The sequence below is a fragment of the Corynebacterium sp. Marseille-Q2823 genome, assembly GCF_903645345.1.
Taxonomy (GTDB): Bacteria; Actinomycetota; Actinomycetes; order Mycobacteriales; family Mycobacteriaceae; genus Corynebacterium; species Corynebacterium hiratae.
Genome location: NZ_CAHJXS010000001.1, coordinates 362,539 through 377,260 on the forward strand (window position 1 = coordinate 362,539; position 14,722 = coordinate 377,260).

General features: G+C 60.2%; 11 protein-coding genes and 2 pseudogenes. 10 read left to right on the plus strand and 3 right to left on the minus strand.

From position 1 onward, the window contains the following. Positions 1-28: 28 nt before the first annotated feature. A pseudogene (locus tag HWX44_RS01635) lies at positions 29-909 on the minus strand (ABC transporter ATP-binding protein). A gap of 39 nt (positions 910-948) precedes the next feature. Then, a complete protein-coding gene (mptB, locus tag HWX44_RS01640; RefSeq protein ID WP_175972925.1) occupies positions 949-2,685 on the minus strand; it encodes a polyprenol phosphomannose-dependent alpha 1,6 mannosyltransferase MptB in 1,737 nt (578 codons plus the stop codon). A 198-nt stretch (positions 2,686-2,883) separates the two neighbouring features. Here mptB and HWX44_RS01645 point away from each other — a divergent pair, with 198 nt between their 5' ends. The 10 genes and pseudogenes from HWX44_RS01645 (at position 2,884) to HWX44_RS01690 (ending at position 12,989) form a co-directional block, all read left to right on the plus strand. Continuing rightward, positions 2,884-3,534: a helix-turn-helix transcriptional regulator gene (locus tag HWX44_RS01645; RefSeq protein ID WP_158395618.1), complete on the plus strand. Its 651-nt coding sequence runs from the start codon at positions 2,884-2,886 to the stop codon at positions 3,532-3,534. Positions 3,535-3,595: 61 nt separating this feature from the next. Next, positions 3,596-5,002, plus strand: a complete 1,407-nt coding sequence (gene sufB, locus HWX44_RS01650; RefSeq protein ID WP_175972985.1) for a Fe-S cluster assembly protein SufB — start codon at positions 3,596-3,598, stop codon at positions 5,000-5,002. Next, the gene (gene sufD, locus HWX44_RS01655) at positions 5,003-6,193 is read left to right on the plus strand and encodes a Fe-S cluster assembly protein SufD (protein WP_175972926.1); all 1,191 of its coding nucleotides are present in this window, start codon (positions 5,003-5,005) and stop codon (positions 6,191-6,193) included. A 27-nt stretch (positions 6,194-6,220) separates the two neighbouring features. Further along, positions 6,221-6,979 carry a Fe-S cluster assembly ATPase SufC gene (gene sufC / locus HWX44_RS01660; protein ID WP_046649116.1) on the plus strand — a complete coding sequence of 253 codons (759 nt, stop codon included), beginning with the start codon at positions 6,221-6,223 and terminating at the stop codon, positions 6,977-6,979. A gap of 79 nt (positions 6,980-7,058) precedes the next feature. After that, positions 7,059-8,306, plus strand: coding sequence for a cysteine desulfurase (locus tag HWX44_RS01665; RefSeq protein ID WP_175972927.1), 1,248 nt, complete (start codon positions 7,059-7,061; stop codon positions 8,304-8,306). Next, a complete protein-coding gene (gene sufU / locus HWX44_RS01670) occupies positions 8,303-8,752 on the plus strand; it encodes a Fe-S cluster assembly sulfur transfer protein SufU (RefSeq protein ID WP_046649118.1) in 450 nt (149 codons plus the stop codon). Before HWX44_RS01665 ends, sufU begins: the two co-directional genes overlap by 4 nt. Beyond that, positions 8,753-9,181, plus strand: a complete 429-nt coding sequence (locus HWX44_RS01675; protein WP_010186729.1) for a metal-sulfur cluster assembly factor — start codon at positions 8,753-8,755, stop codon at positions 9,179-9,181. It abuts the gene before it with no gap. A gap of 327 nt (positions 9,182-9,508) precedes the next feature. Beyond that, positions 9,509-11,132 (plus strand): annotated as a pseudogene (locus tag HWX44_RS01680) (ABC-F family ATP-binding cassette domain-containing protein). Positions 11,133-11,145: 13 nt separating this feature from the next. Then, entirely contained in the window at positions 11,146-12,108 is a 963-nt protein-coding gene (locus tag HWX44_RS01685) for a nucleoside hydrolase (RefSeq protein WP_175972928.1), read from the plus strand. 125 nt (positions 12,109-12,233) lie between these two features. After that, entirely contained in the window at positions 12,234-12,989 is a 756-nt protein-coding gene (locus tag HWX44_RS01690) for a hypothetical protein (protein WP_175972929.1), read from the plus strand. Between the two features lie 181 nt (positions 12,990-13,170). Here HWX44_RS01690 and HWX44_RS01695 read toward each other — a convergent pair whose 3' ends face one another. Next, positions 13,171-14,487 carry a hypothetical protein gene (locus HWX44_RS01695; protein WP_175972930.1) on the minus strand — a complete coding sequence of 439 codons (1,317 nt, stop codon included), beginning with the start codon at positions 14,485-14,487 and terminating at the stop codon, positions 13,171-13,173. Positions 14,488-14,722 lie beyond the last annotated feature (235 nt).

The following is a 14,722-nucleotide window of genomic DNA, read 5'->3' on the forward strand; positions in this document are numbered from 1 at the left end:
GAATCGTGCTAAATGGCCGAGGGCGGTTCTAGCTGCGCATGTCGCGGCCCGTGAGATCGAGGAAGACTTCCTCGAGATTCCGGTGCGAGGTGTGCAGGTTGCGGAGGATGACGTTTTGCGCGGCCAAGGACGATGCCAGCGCCGCGATGCCGGCGGGGCTGGCCTCCGAGGTGAGACGGTAATGCAGGGGGCGGAGAGCTTCCGCCGCGATGCCGGCGTCCCGCAGCGCCTCGAGGTCCACTGGTGTGGCGGTATCGAAATTCCCCTGTGGAACATCGGCCGAGTCCGTCAGCGATGCTGCGGTGCCGCTCGCCACGAGTTGGCCGTGGTCAATAATGACGACGCGGTCGCTGAGCGCTTCCGCTTCATCCATGAGGTGCGTGGTGAGGATGACGGTTACGCCATCGGCTCGGAGGGCGCGGATGAGGTCCCACACGGCAAGGCGCGACTGGGCATCCATTCCTGCGGTGGGTTCATCGAGAAAGACCAACTCTGGGCGCCCGATGATCGCAAGGGCTAGGGAAAGACGTTGTTGTTGCCCGCCGGACAGGCGGCGGTAGCTGCTCTTCGCCACCCCGCGCAGTCCGAGCGTGTCCAGCAGCCACTCCGGGTCCAAGGGATTCTCGTTATAGGAGGCGCTAAGCTCAAGCATCTCCTTGACTTTGATTCCGGAATAGGAGCCGCCGCCCTGCAGCATGATGCCGATGCGGGAGCGCACAGCATCGGGATTGCGCGCGGGGTTAAGCCCCAGCACCTCGATGTGGCCCGACGTAGGCTTCTTGAAACCCTCACACATCTCGATGGTGGTGGTCTTGCCTGCACCGTTAGGGCCAGCAAGCACAGGATCTCACCGTAGTTGGCACGGAAACTCAGCCCATTCACTGCGTTGACGTCGCCATAGGTCTTCATGACGTTATCTAAGACAAGAGCTGATGTAGTCACGAATCGCTAGTTTAGGACACGCACGCCCGCCCTGCGCAAAGCAACCCACCCCACGCCGGCGAGGACGAGGAAAGTCACCAAGGCGGCAAGATAAATGACGAAGACTGTCCCCGGGGGAAGGCCGAGGCCGCGGGGAAGCACGATGAAACTCATGAACCCGGAGTAGATGATCACCGCCATGCGGAAGAAGCGCCGGTTGGCCCAGGCCGCCAGCGGCAGCACCGCCCACAGGATGTACCAGGGTTGGACGACAGGAAAGAACACCACGAGCACGAAGGTCGATACCCCCAGGCCGCCCACGGGGTGGATGGCGCCGCGGTAGGTGGCAAAGAGCATGCGGATCATAAAGCCCGCGGCAATGATGACGCCCACGGTGCGGGTCACGGTGAGGATGGCCTCGGTGTGATCGCCCAATCCCAACAGCATCCCAAGGAAGCCGGCGCCGACGCCTACGGAGGTCGTCGCAGACAGCCACGACCGGATGGTGGCCGCGCCGCCCTGGCCAAAGACCCAACCAATGTCGATGCCCGTGAGTACCGTAACTGCAGCGATGGAGGCGGCAAGCAGGAGAAGCTGCGCGGCCCCTGCGCCCAGCACTGCCCGCACTCCGGACACGCCGTGCTTGTCGACGAGCCTGCGCGCCGCCGCCATGCCGACGAAGCCGAGGCCGATAAAGCCAGTCACCTTGACCATTCCGGCACACGAGATCAGGACGCCAGATGCGATAAACAACGACCATGCTCGCCAGCGGGCCTCGTGGGAATCGTTAACCGCCCGCAACCCCAGCTCCACACCGACGAGAGCTAGCCCCAGCATGAAGGATTCATTGTGGATGCCTCCGACGAGGTGGAGGATTGTCAAAGGGTTAAGGATGCCCAGCCACAGCGCTGCTTCCGGGGATACTCGGCAGCGCGTAGCAAGCCGCGCGATGGCCCAACCTGCGGCGATGATGCCGATGAGGGACAGCACCCGGTGCAGGACAACACCCCAGATAATGGAGTCGTTCGTCATCCAACTCACCACCGCCGCTACACCTAGCGCCACCGGGCCATAAGGGGAAGGTGAGTTCGCCCAGATGAACGGGACGGAGCGGGCCAGGTCGTTATCGGCACCCAGTAGCTCCACCGGCCCCGCCGAATAGGGATCGAGGCCTTGGAGCACGATGGAGCCGTTAGCGAGGTAGGAGTAAATGTCCTGCGTGAACAGGGGAGCGGTCACCAAAAGCGGGAGAACCCACCCTAGCCAGGTGCGCCACATCTGGCTCTGCGTGACCACCCGGGGCGAGTGGCTAAAGCGCCGAACCTTGGCCGGCTTCTGCAGACGCAGGGGCGCACCCACCAGCGGTGCCATGCAAATCCACGCCGTGACCATGAAACCGACCCCGATGAACACGATGGCGGAGGCTGACTGCAGCATCCGCGTCATGAGCGAGCCAAAAGGCAGAGACTCATAGGGGTTGCCCACCACCGGAAGCGCACCGGCGCCCAATCCGCCGAGCGCAATGAGTAGCGCACCAATGGTGCCGAGCCACCGGAGGCTAAAGAGCGTGCGCAGCTGGGCGATGGTGTGGCGGTGGACGTCGCCAAGCGCGGCGCCCTCTGCGCCGTCGGAAGAATCTGGAAAATCTTGGTGCAAGAGCGCGGACCGGGATCCGGGCAGGCCCATGCGGGGGAGTTCATCGCGCACGCCCCAAAAGACGCGGTGCAATCGCCCCGATCGGGTGTAATCGCGCTCCATATTCATGAGTGTCTACCTTAGTCGCTCGGTGCTGAGAGAGGACGAGCTGCCCGCGACACGAATGAAAGAGTGGAAATCGGGAATGAATTAAGGAACACTAGTGTTGTCTAAAGAGAGAGTGTTTCATTCAAGGAGGTGTACACCGTGACGAAGGAGCTACCTAGGGAGACTCGCTCGACTGAGGGCGACACCCGCCGACACGTCATGTTGTTGCTCCTCAAGGATGGCCCGGTAACGGCGTCGTATTTGGGTGAACGTCTCGGTCTCTCTGCAGCCGGCATCCGCCGGCACTTAGACATTTTGGTGGAGGAAGGACTCACCGAGGTGGTGCATCGCCGCCCATCAGCCCGCCCTGGGCAGTCGGTGGGCCGTGGTCGCCCCGCCAAGCATTTCCGCCTCACGGATCAGGGCCGCGCCCAATTTGGGCACGCCTACGATCAGCTGGCGGCGGAAGCGCTCACCGCACTGCGTGAAGCGGGCGGGCCGGAGGCGGTTCGTCGCTTCGCCAAGGCTCGCTTCGAGCGCCTCGTGGAGGACGTGAAGCCCCTGGTAGAAGACCAGGAATCCGTTCCGGAGGTGGCGCGTCAGCTGGCCGAAGTGCTCGACGCGCATGGCTATGCTGCCACGGTGACGTCGGTGGGCAACGGAGTACAGATTTGCCAGCACCATTGCCCGGTCGCCCACGTGGCGGCCGAGCATCCGGAGTTGTGTGAAGCTGAACAGGAAGTCTTCTCCGCGCTATTAGGCAAACATGTGCAGCCCTTGGCCTCCATTGCGGATGGTCATGGAATCTGCACCACGAATATCCCCTTAACCCCAGTCCCGCCTTCCGCGGCGGAACCGGGGAAGAACTAATCGAACTAGAAAGGAGCGGGCTTTGACACAGGCACAACCGGCACCAGGCCTTGAAACCAAAATGAGCGATGACGAGATCATCTCCTCTATCGGCGGCTATGAGTACGGCTGGCACGATTCCGACGAAGCCGGCCAGGCAGCACACCGCGGTTTGAGTGAGGACGTCGTCCGCGATATTTCTCGGAAGAAGAACGAGCCGGAGTGGATGCTCGAGTCCCGTCTGAAGGCGCTGCGCGTCTTCAACAAGAAGCCAGTTCCGACCTGGGGCCCAGATCTGTCCGGAATCGACTTCGACAACATTAAGTACTTTGTCCGCTCCACCGAGAAGCAGGCCCAAACCTGGGATGACCTGCCGGACGACATTAAGGAGACCTACGACAAGCTGGGTATCCCGGATGCTGAGAAGAAGCGTCTGGTCTCCGGTGTTGCCGCGCAGTACGAGTCCGAGGTGGTTTACCACAAGATCCGCGAGGACCTGGAGGCCCAGGGCGTTATCTTCGTTGATACCGACACCGCGGTGCGCGAGTACCCGGAGATCCTCCAGGAATACTTCGGCACCGTGATTCCGGCCGGCGACAACAAGTTCTCCGCGCTGAATAACGCCTGCTGGTCCGGTGGTTCCTTCGTGTACGTTCCGAAGGGCGTTCACGTGGATATTCCGCTGCAGGCCTACTTCCGCATTAACACCGAGAACATGGGCCAGTTCGAGCGCACCCTCATCATCGTGGAGGAGGGAGCCTACGTTCACTACATCGAGGGGTGCACCGCGCCGATCTACAACTCGGATTCGCTGCACACCGGTGTCATCGAGATCATCGTGAAGAAGGGCGGCCGCTGCCGCTACACCACCATTCAGAACTGGTCCACCAACGTCTACAACCTGGTGACCCAGCGCGCCAAGGTCGAAGAGGGCGGCACCATGGAATGGGTCGATGGCAACATCGGCTCCAAGGTCACTATGAAGTACCCGTCCTGCTGGCTTACCGGCGAGCACGCCAAGGGTGAGGTCCTCTCCCTGGCCTTTGCTGGCGATAACCAGGTCCAGGACACCGGCTCCAAGATGATCCACATGGCGCCGAACACCTCCTCCAACATCGTCTCGAAGTCCGTGGCCCGCAACGGCGGCCGCGCGGCCTACCGCGGCTTGGTGCAGGTCAACGCTAACGCTACGAACTCCGCAGCCAACGTCGAGTGTGATGCCTTGCTTGTGGACAATGACTCGAGGTCGGACACGTATCCGTACAACGACATCCGCAATGATCACGTCACCCTCGGCCACGAGGCAACGGTCTCCCAGGTCTCTGAGGAGCAGCTGTTCTACCTCATGTCCCGCGGTATCGCTGAGGAAGAGGCCATGGCTATGATTGTGCGCGGCTTCGTCGAGCCGATTGCTAAGGAGCTCCCGATGGAATACGCGCTGGAGCTGAACCGTCTTATCGAGCTGCAGATGGAAGGATCGGTGGGCTAAGTGGTAGCTTCCAACGAATTTAATCCGGCTGACGTCACTAAGGGAGACCAGTTCACCTCCTTCGACGTCGAGGACTTCCCGGTCCCGCACGGCCGCGACGAGGTCTGGCGTTTCATCTCCTTGCGTAACCTTCGCGGGCTGCACAATGGTGAGTTCGCGCCGGCAACCGCCCAGAAGATTGACGTGGTGGCCCCGGAAGGCGTGACGACCGAAACCGTGGCGCCTGACGACGACCGCCTCGGCACCGCCGGTGCACCTGCTGACCGCGTTGCAGCTCAGGCCTGGTGCTCCATGCCGGAGGCACAGATCGTCAGCGTTGACGCCGATGCACGACTGGATAAGCCGGTGGAGATCACCATCACCGGCGCTGGTGAGGGCGTGACCTCCTTTGGTGCGACCTCCATCCACGTGGGCAATCACGCGGAGGTCACCATCGTTCTTAAGTACGTCGGTTCCGGTACCCACGCAGACAACGTGGAGTTCGTGCTGGGCGACGGCTCCCAGGTCACCGTCGTCGTCGACGCCGACTGGGAAGACGATGCAGTGCACCTGTCCCACCAGATCGCGAAGGTAGGCCGCGACGCCGTACTGCGCCATAACACCGCCATCTTTGGCGGCGAGATTGTGCGCCTTGTTCCGCGCGTAGTTTTCGATGGCCCCGGTGGCGATGCCGAGCTGCTCGGTGTCTACTTTGCTGATGCCGGCCAGTACTTCGAGAACCGACTTCTGGTGGACCACGACGTGCCGAACTGCCGTTCTCGCGTCTTCTACAAGGGCGCTCTGCAGGGTGCTACTGCTGCGCAGAAGGCCGAGGCCGGCTCCGCCTCCCGCACCCCGGAGGCCCGCACCTGCTGGGTCGGTGACGTGCTCATCCGCAAGAATGCGAACAACACGGACACCTATGAGACGAACAACAACTTGATCCTCACCGAGGGTGCGCGCGCTGACGCCATCCCGAACCTGGAGATCCAGACCGGTGAGATCGTCGGTGCTGGCCACGCCGCGACGGTGGGCCGCTTCGATGACCTTGAGCTGTTCTACCTCATGTCCCGCGGTATTCCTGCCGCCGAGGCACGCCGCCTCATCATCCGCGGCTTCTTCTCCGAAGTCATCTCCCGCATCCCGGTCGAGTCCCTGCGCGAGGATCTGGAATCCCGCGTCGTCGACGAGCTCGCCAAGATCAACGCTTAAATCTTCCCGAAAGCAGGTACCAACTCAATGTCTACTCTGGAAATCAAGAATCTCCACGCGCAGGTGCTCCCACATGAGGAGGACGGTGAGCCCACGCCGATCCTCAAGGGTGTCAACCTCACCATCAACTCCGGTGAGACCCACGCGGTCATGGGCCCCAACGGCTCCGGCAAGTCCACCCTGTCCTACGTTATTGCCGGCCACCCCAAGTACGAGGTGACCGAGGGCGAGGTGCTTCTCGACGGCGAGAACATCCTCGAGATGGAAGTCGACGAGCGCGCCCGCGCTGGTCTTTTCCTGGCCATGCAGTACCCGACTGAGGTGCCGGGCGTGAAGATGTCGCAGTTCATGCGCTCCGCCGTGACTGCTATCCGTGGCGAGGCTCCGAAGCTGCGCGAGTGGAACAAGGAGCTCACCGAGGCCCGCGAGAAGCTGGCCATCGATAAGTCCTTTGCTCACCGCTCCGTGAACGAGGGCTTCTCCGGTGGTGAGAAGAAGCGCCACGAGGTCATGCAGCTCGACATCCTTAAGCCGAAGTTCGCCGTCATGGACGAGACCGATTCCGGCCTGGACGTCGACGCGCTACGCGTGGTCTCCGACGGCATCAACAGCTATCAGGAAGAGACCAACGGCGGCATCCTCCTCATCACGCACTACAAGCGCATCCTCAACTACGTTGTCCCGGATTTCGTTCACGTCTTCGCCGATGGACAGATCATCAAGACCGGCGGCGCCGAGCTGGCTGACCAGCTTGAGGCAGACGGCTACGAGCAGTTCCTCAAGTAGGCTGTACCGCCGACCCCGGTAACACCACGACAGACCACACCACGACACGCTAGAGAAAAAGAACCGAGCACAAGGACCTATGCCTGAACTAGACGTTAATGCGATTCGGGAACAATTCCCTATCCTCTCGCGCACGGTGCGCGACGGTAAACCTTTGGTGTACCTGGATTCGGGAGCGACCTCGCAACGTCCCCTGCCGGTATGGAAGGCCGAGGAGGCGTTCGTGCTCGGCACCAACGCTCCGGTGCACCGCGGTTCCTACCAGCTGGCGGAGGAGGCCGATGACGCGTACGAGTCCGCTCGCCAGGCCATCGCCGCCTTCGTTGGTGCCGACCGCGATGAGATCGCCTTCACCAAGAACGCCACTGAGGCGCTGAATGAAGTTGCCTACGTGCTCAGCGATGAGCGCGCCGGCGAGCTGTACGTCGGTGAGGGCGATACCGTCGTGGTCACCGAGTTGGAGCACCACGCGAACTTAGTACCGTGGCAAGAGCTGTGCCAGCGCACCGGTGCGACGCTGAAGTGGTACTCCATGACTGAGGACGGCCGCATTGATCTCGATTCGCTCGAGCTCGATGACTCTGTCAAGGTCGTGGCTTTTACCCACCAATCCAACGTGACCGGGGCCGTAGCGCCCGTCGCAGAGTTGGTCCGCCGTGCTCGTGCCGTGGGCGCCATGGTGGTCCTCGACGCCTGCCAGTCGGTGCCGCACATGCCGGTGGATTTCCACGAACTTGATGTGGATTTTGCCGCGTTCTCTGGGCACAAGATGTGCGGGCCGACCGGCGTGGGCGTGCTCTACGGTAAGCAAGAGCTGCTGGCGCAGCTGCCGCCTTTCCTCACCGGCGGTTCCATGATCGAAGTAGTCAAGATGGAAGGCTCGACGTTTGCCGCGCCACCCACCCGCTTCGAGGCCGGAACCCAAATGACCAGCCAGGTTGTGGGCCTTGGTGCAGCAGTGAAGTTCTTGAGCGAGGTGGGCATGGAGGCCATCCACGCCCATGAGCAGAAACTCACTGCACTGGCCTTGGAGAAGCTGTCTGACATCCCCGGCGTGCGTATTATCGGGCCTGAAAACACCGAGGATCGCGGGGGAGCGGTCTCCTTCATCGTGGATGGGATCCATCCGCATGACCTGGGCCAGGTTCTTGATTCTCATGGCGTGTCCATCCGCACCGGCCACCACTGTGCGTGGCCGCTGCACCGCGCGTGCAAGGCTAATTCGACCGCGCGCGCTAGCTTTTACCTGTACAACACTGAGGACGAGGTCGACGCCCTCATAGAGGCGGTGCGGGCTGCCCGCACCTTCTTTGGAGTGAGCGAATGAACCTAGATTCCATGTACCAGGACGTCATCCTGGACCACTACAAGAACCCGAAATTCTCTGGCCTGCGCGAAGGCCAGGCAGAAGTTCACCACGTCAACCCTTCCTGCGGTGATGAACTCACCTTGCGCGTGAAGCTTTCCCCCGACGGCACAACCGTCGAGGACGTGTCCTACGACGCCGAGGGATGCTCCATTTCGCAGGCCTCGACCTCTGTTATGGCGGAGGAAATCGTCGGCATCCCCCTCGAGGAGGCAAACGCCAAGCTGGCCGAATTCGAGAGGATGGTGACCTCCCGCGGCGAAGTGGAAGGTGACGACGAGATCATCGGGGACGGCATCGCCTTCGCCGGCGTCGCCAAGTTCCCCGCCCGTGTTAAATGCGCTCTCCTCGGATGGAAGGCTTTCCAAGCCGCCACCGTGGAAGCGTTGAATGAATTGGAGAAGTAGATGGCTGATAACACTGAAACCACCGGTGGCAGCACGGATCCTTACCAGGACCAGAATGCCTCCTTCGATGGCGCTGCTGTCAAGCCTGAACAGACCGAAGAGCAGATTGCGAAGACCTTCGATATCACCGAGTACCTTCGTGATGTCATCGACCCAGAGCTTGGAATCAACATCGTTGATCTGGGCTTGGTCTATGACGTCTGGCTCGACGATATTGACGGCAAGAACACCTGCGTCATTAACATGACGCTGACCTCCCCGGCCTGTCCTCTCACCGATGTCATCGGCGAACAGATCGAGGATGTCATCGTAGGCAACAAGCTCGCCGAGGCAGTCCAGCTCAACTGGGTCTGGATGCCGCCGTGGGGCCCGAACATGATTACCGAGGAGGGGCGCGAGATGCTCCAGGCCCTCGGCTTCGCCGTCTAGCGTCCGCGAGGCGTTACGGCTAATCCCACCGCCGGTTCGCCAATGTGCATCATCATTGCGCGTAATCGAGCCGGCGGTGTGGTGCATTTCTGGGAACAGCCCCGGTTTGTGGCACCGCAGTCGCTTCAACCAATTGCAAAGCCCCAGACCTGGAACCCGAAACTCGCAGGTCGGCGTCGCCCAGCGCTTGCCGACGCCCCACCGACCACTTTGAGATTTCGGGATCCAGGTCTGGGGATATACGTGTTGACGGTGGCTTGAGCGCGGTCTTCGGTCTACGCACTGTCGGTTCGGGTTTAATTACCCTGGTTGCTAGACTGTTTCGACGTGATTGTGACCAATGATTTCGAGGTGCGCGTGGGCGCACGCACGCTTCTCGACGCCCCCGGCCAGCACCTTCGCGTGCAGCCGGGGGATCGCATCGGCCTGGTCGGGCGCAACGGCGCGGGCAAGACGACGACGATGCGCATCCTGGCGGGGGAGACCGAGCCCTATGGCGGCTCGGTAACGCGCTCAGGTCCGATTGGTTACCTGCCGCAGGATTCTCGAGAAGGCAATATTGAGCAGACTGCGCGTGAGCGCGTGCTCTCTGCGCGCGGTTTGGATGAGATCAAGCGCCGCATGGCCAAGCAACAAGAGTTGATGGAAACCGCCACGGACGATAAATTCCGCGACAAGGCCATTCGTAAGTTCTCCCGCCTGGAGGAGGAGTACCACACCTTAGGTGGCTATGAGGCGGACTCCGAATGCGCGCAGATCTGCGACAACTTGGGCCTGCCGCAGCGTGTGCTCGACCAGCAGCTCAAGACGCTGTCCGGCGGTCAGCGCCGCCGCGTGGAGCTGGCGCAGACTCTTTGTGCAGCTTCGGCTGGCTCCGGCAAGTCCCAGACCACGCTGCTTCTCGACGAGCCCACCAACCACCTCGACGCGGACTCGATTGCCTGGCTGCGCGGCTTCCTGTCCAAGCACGAGGGTGGCCTTGTGATGATTTCGCACGACGTCGACCTGCTGGAGGCCGTGTGCAACAAGGTTTGGTTCCTCGATGCCGTGCGGGCGGAGGCAGACGTCTACAACATGGGCTTTAAGAAGTACCTTGATGCCCGCGCCACCGATGAAGCTCGTCGCCGCCGCGAGCGCGCCAACGCGGAAAGCCCAGCCTGCACAGCAAGCCGCCAAGTTGGGAGCGAAGGCCACGAAGGCCGCCGCCGCCAAGCAGATGCTGCACCGTGCAGAGCGCATGATGAACGAACTTGATGATGTCCGCGTGGCCGATAAGGTCGCCCACATTAAGTTCCCCGAACCTGCTCCCTGCGGCAAGACCCCGATGAACGCCAAGGGCCTGACCAAGATGTACGGTTCGCTTGAGGTCTTCGCTGGCGTTGATTTGGCCATTGACAAGGGCTCCCGCGTGGTTGTGCTGGGCTATAACGGCGCCGGAAAGACGACTCTGCTGAAGCTTCTGGCCGGCGTGGAGCGCACCGACGGCGAAGGCGGCATCGTCTCCGGCCACGGCCTGCGCATCGGTTACTTTGCCCAGGAGCACGACAACATCGACCCCGACAAGACCGTGTGGGAAAACACGATCGAGGCCTGCCCTGACGCTGGCCAGCAGGATTTGCGCGGACTGCTGGGCGCCTTCATGTTCTCCGGTGACAAGTTGGAACAGCCTGCCGGAACGCTCTCCGGTGGTGAGAAAACCCGACTGTCGCTGGCAACGCTGGTGTCCTCACGCGCCAACGTGCTGCTTCTCGACGAGCCCACGAACAACCTCGACCCACAGTCCCGCGAGCAGGTGCTCGATGCCCTAGGCACCTACACCGGTGCCGTGGTCTTGGTTACTCACGACCCAGGTGCGGTTAAGGCACTCAAGCCGGAGCGCGTCATCATCATGCCTGATGGCGATGAGGATTTGTGGAACGACGAGTACATGGAAATCGTGGAATTGGCCTAATAGACTTTCGGGCATGACTGCCCAGCCTGTTCTCCTTGATTGCGACCCCGGTATCGACGATGCCCTAGCGTTGATCTACCTCGCCGCGCTTCACCGCGCCGGAGAGATCGAACTGGCCGGTGTTACTACCACCGCTGGAAACGTTGGGATTGATCAGACCACCCGCAATGCTGCCTACATCCTGCAATTGTGTGGCCTGGATGAGGTGCCCGTCGCGGCGGGGCTTCCGGAGCCCAGCCAGGTGGAGCTGGTAACCACTCCGGAAACTCACGGCCCAAGCGGTCTTGGGTACCTGAGCGTGCCGGAGGAGCATACTCCTGCTGAGCCTGACGAGTGGACCAGCATCTGGACCGAAGCCGCAGGCCGCAACGCGCGCCTCATCGTAACCGGACCATTGACCAATGCCGCGCACTTTGCTGCGGAGCACGCTGCCGACTACGCCTGCTTCTCCGGTGTCACCATCATGGGTGGTGCTGTGAACTATCCCGGCAACACCACGCCAACGGCGGAGTGGAACTTCTGGGTTGACCCGCATGCTGCGCGCGACTTCTTTGAATCCGCTACGAGGCCCATCACGCTGTGCCCACTCAACGTCACTGAGACGATGCTCCTCGGCCCGACGCAGCTGGAACGGCTGCGTGAAGCGCTCGCGCAGCACCCAGTGGCGGACGTTCTACCAGAGATTATGCGCTTCTACTTCGAGTTCCACGAGGCGCATGGCGCGGGTTATCAGGCTCAGATACATGATCTGCTCACCTGCATGGTGGCGTTGCAGAAGGTCCCGTTCTTTTCCACCTCGACCACCGTACGGATAGTCAGTGAACCGGAGTGGTTGCGCGGAACGAGCGTGGCGGACCTGCGCGGTCACTGGGGTCGGCCCGCTAATGCTGCGTTGGTCACCGCCGTCGATGTTGACAGCGCCCATCGAGAGTTTCTGCGCGTAGCAACTCTTCTTGATCTTCCAGAAAACCTATAGTGCGCTAGAATCGGGGCCACAACCACACACCGCTCAAGACTCTTCTCTTGGGTCCTTCCGCTTCCCACGCACAGGGTCTAGAAGTGGTCGGACCCCGGCGTGCTGCCGCAGGAGAGGAAGAAGTCATGAACACCGCCAATAACCTCGATTCCGTTATTGAACCGTTGCTCACCGGATTAGTGAGCAAACGACCTGAGGTCCGCGTGGACTGGGCCTATACCGAATTGAAAGAGGGCATTGAGTCTGGTCAGTGGGATGACCATCTTGATCAGATTCGTGAACGCCTCAGCGGCTACTTGCGTACAGACAAGGTGTGGACGAAGGCTTTGTCCGCTCGGTTGCTCAACGTGCTGGCGGAGGCAGGCCACTTCCACTACGAGGACTACCTCACCTTCCGCGCGTGGTATGTCACGGAGGATGACACACGCGGCATTGTTAAAGACATCGGCCCTATCATGGCCGTTGGTTACGGCGCTGACTATGTAGAAACCTGTGTTCGCAAGGGGATGATCCCAGCCGTCGAAGGCGCAGCGATCATCTCGTGCCGCCTTCGCGCCCCCGGAGGAGTGTGGCATGACGATGAGGGCTTGCGGCTTGCGCGTGCTGCCTGCACCACAATTGGCAAAAGCACCTCGACTCACATCCTCGAAATCTGGATCGAAAGGCTAAGCAATACCGTGCTTACCGAAGGCGTGCGCAACAACAACCGCGCCGTCGTGGAAAACTTCGCCCGCTTTCTCAAGGCCACAGCCCACATGGTCCGCAGTGCACCGGAGAAGTGGGGAATTGATGCCGAACGCGCGGAGCTGGCCTTGCCAATGATTTCGGAGCTTGAGCAGCAACTACGCAACGCTAGCGACTACCGAGAAGCAGCACCATAAAACGGACCTTCGTTACCTTCGTCGAGAGAGCGTGCTGCCATGGGGAGCCGTCTGGTGATGCTTGGGCCGGCTTACTGAGGAACAGGAGAGTATTGGGTGCCTCAATGAGGGGGCCCGGGGCAACAGCGCCGACATTCGAAAAACTAGTAGGCCAACTCCTCATCCACCGGATAGGTTGTTCTCAGTTATCGGTGTCAGCCTTGTGAACTACGCTCCAGTCATACTGTGCGGTGGCTTCTACGATGAGGGCCGAAAGCGCTGGAGTATCCCCAAGGAAAAGTGCCAATGAACAAGCGGCTTCAAAGGCATGTCGCAACCTTGAACGTACAAACCTATAGCGGGTTCTGCTCTCCGCAATGCTTTGGCTGACGCTATAAATAGTCCGCATAGCCGCGATGATGCGCTGGAAGGCTTCTCTAAGTTCATTGTGAGACGCACCGTGATAGCGATCGTGCCATTGAACGATATACTCGGCTGCCGTCACATCGATCGATGCCGTAGACAATTTGTGCCCGTGCTCCTGACGAATGGCGCGGGCCTGCGAGAGCTTTCGCATCGCGATCCGGTGATGTTGTGCGGCCTCATCAACATCGCTAGTGGCATGTGCAAGGCGTTGGTGTACGAAAGCCTGCTGTTGCAAGACATCAGAGAAGAAACAAACGTCATGTTGGTCGTACGCTAGGGCTGCACACTCTTCGAGTGTATGTAAAGCTTCATCGTGGCGGCCTTCGAGATGTAATCGATGTGCCTGTATAAGCATTATTTGTTTGCTAACTTGCGGTTCAACCGTGACTATGGTTGTTCCAATTTGTGCGATAGCAAGAGAAACACTGCTAACCCACTCTGGATGTGCGCTCAAGAGACGCAAATAAGCGCGTGTAAGTTGCAGGGTTGGCGCGTGGTTCGGATCTTCGCCTATCAAAGGCTCTGCACGGTTGAGGTTTAGCTCAGCAGCGGCATAATCACCAAGCATCATTTCGGTTTGTGCCACTCCTAAAAGAACGATTCCAAGATAAGAAGTGCCGAGACTTCGAGCTAAGGCTTGTATGTTTCGATAGGCTATAGCGGCCTGATTGTGTTGTCCTTGGCACATAAACAACGCAGCACGTTCAATTTTTGTTAGGAAAGTGCGTTGTACAGGTTCAAGTGTTCGCGGAGCTAGTTCTTCGAGTGCAGCGACTCTCTTTTCGGCTTCCTCTAGCTTATTGGCGAAACGAAGCGATTGAGCGACGCTGAATGTGATTGCCCATTGTTGGTCTTCGAGGCGCATCAACTGAGACGGGTCGTCGACCTTTAGCTTTTTCCTCTCAATAGTGGAAAGGGCTCCGTGGAGAACGTCGATGGACAAAGCAAGGTTGGCTTCACGAGTGACTTGAGGAAATTCTAAGAGTAGGTCGCTGAGCTCAGAGACACCATTAGAACACTGTTCCGAATTAGTTAATTTCGTGGAATTCCAATGGGCAGGGGTTTCTCGCCACGAATCGTCGCCAGCCCGCATTTTCGAGCTTGCTTCCTCACATCGAGCTCTGAAAGCTCGTGCCGAAGTACGCACTTTTATGGAATCGAACACACTATAATCTCAGCACAGATTGGAATTTGTTGTCGTTGATTTGGACACTTATGTTGAGAGGTAACGAAGCCCATGGCTACCTTGAGACCACGCACTGCAGTAATTGCGGATGCGTGGACCGCCGCAGAGATTGACGCACCTGCGCTAGTAAATAAGAAGGGTC

Excerpts from the sequence above, each read along its gene's own strand:
- sufC (WP_046649116.1), top strand. The coding sequence starts at position 6,221 with ATGTCTACTCTGGAAATCAAGAATCTCCACGCGCAGGTGCTCCCACAT.
- sufU (WP_046649118.1), top strand. The coding sequence starts at position 8,303 with ATGAACCTAGATTCCATGTACCAGGACGTCATCCTGGACCACTACAAG.
- HWX44_RS01645 (WP_158395618.1), top strand. The coding sequence starts at position 2,884 with ATGTTGTTGCTCCTCAAGGATGGCCCGGTAACGGCGTCGTATTTGGGT.
- HWX44_RS01675 (WP_010186729.1), top strand. The coding sequence starts at position 8,753 with ATGGCTGATAACACTGAAACCACCGGTGGCAGCACGGATCCTTACCAG.
- HWX44_RS01690 (WP_175972929.1), top strand. The coding sequence starts at position 12,234 with ATGAACACCGCCAATAACCTCGATTCCGTTATTGAACCGTTGCTCACC.
- sufB (WP_175972985.1), top strand. The coding sequence starts at position 3,596 with ATGAGCGATGACGAGATCATCTCCTCTATCGGCGGCTATGAGTACGGC.
- HWX44_RS01685 (WP_175972928.1), top strand. The coding sequence starts at position 11,146 with ATGACTGCCCAGCCTGTTCTCCTTGATTGCGACCCCGGTATCGACGAT.
- HWX44_RS01665 (WP_175972927.1), top strand. The coding sequence starts at position 7,059 with ATGCCTGAACTAGACGTTAATGCGATTCGGGAACAATTCCCTATCCTC.
- mptB (WP_175972925.1), bottom strand. The coding sequence starts at position 2,685 with ATGAATATGGAGCGCGATTACACCCGATCGGGGCGATTGCACCGCGTC.
- HWX44_RS01695 (WP_175972930.1), bottom strand. The coding sequence starts at position 14,487 with ATGCGGGCTGGCGACGATTCGTGGCGAGAAACCCCTGCCCATTGGAAT.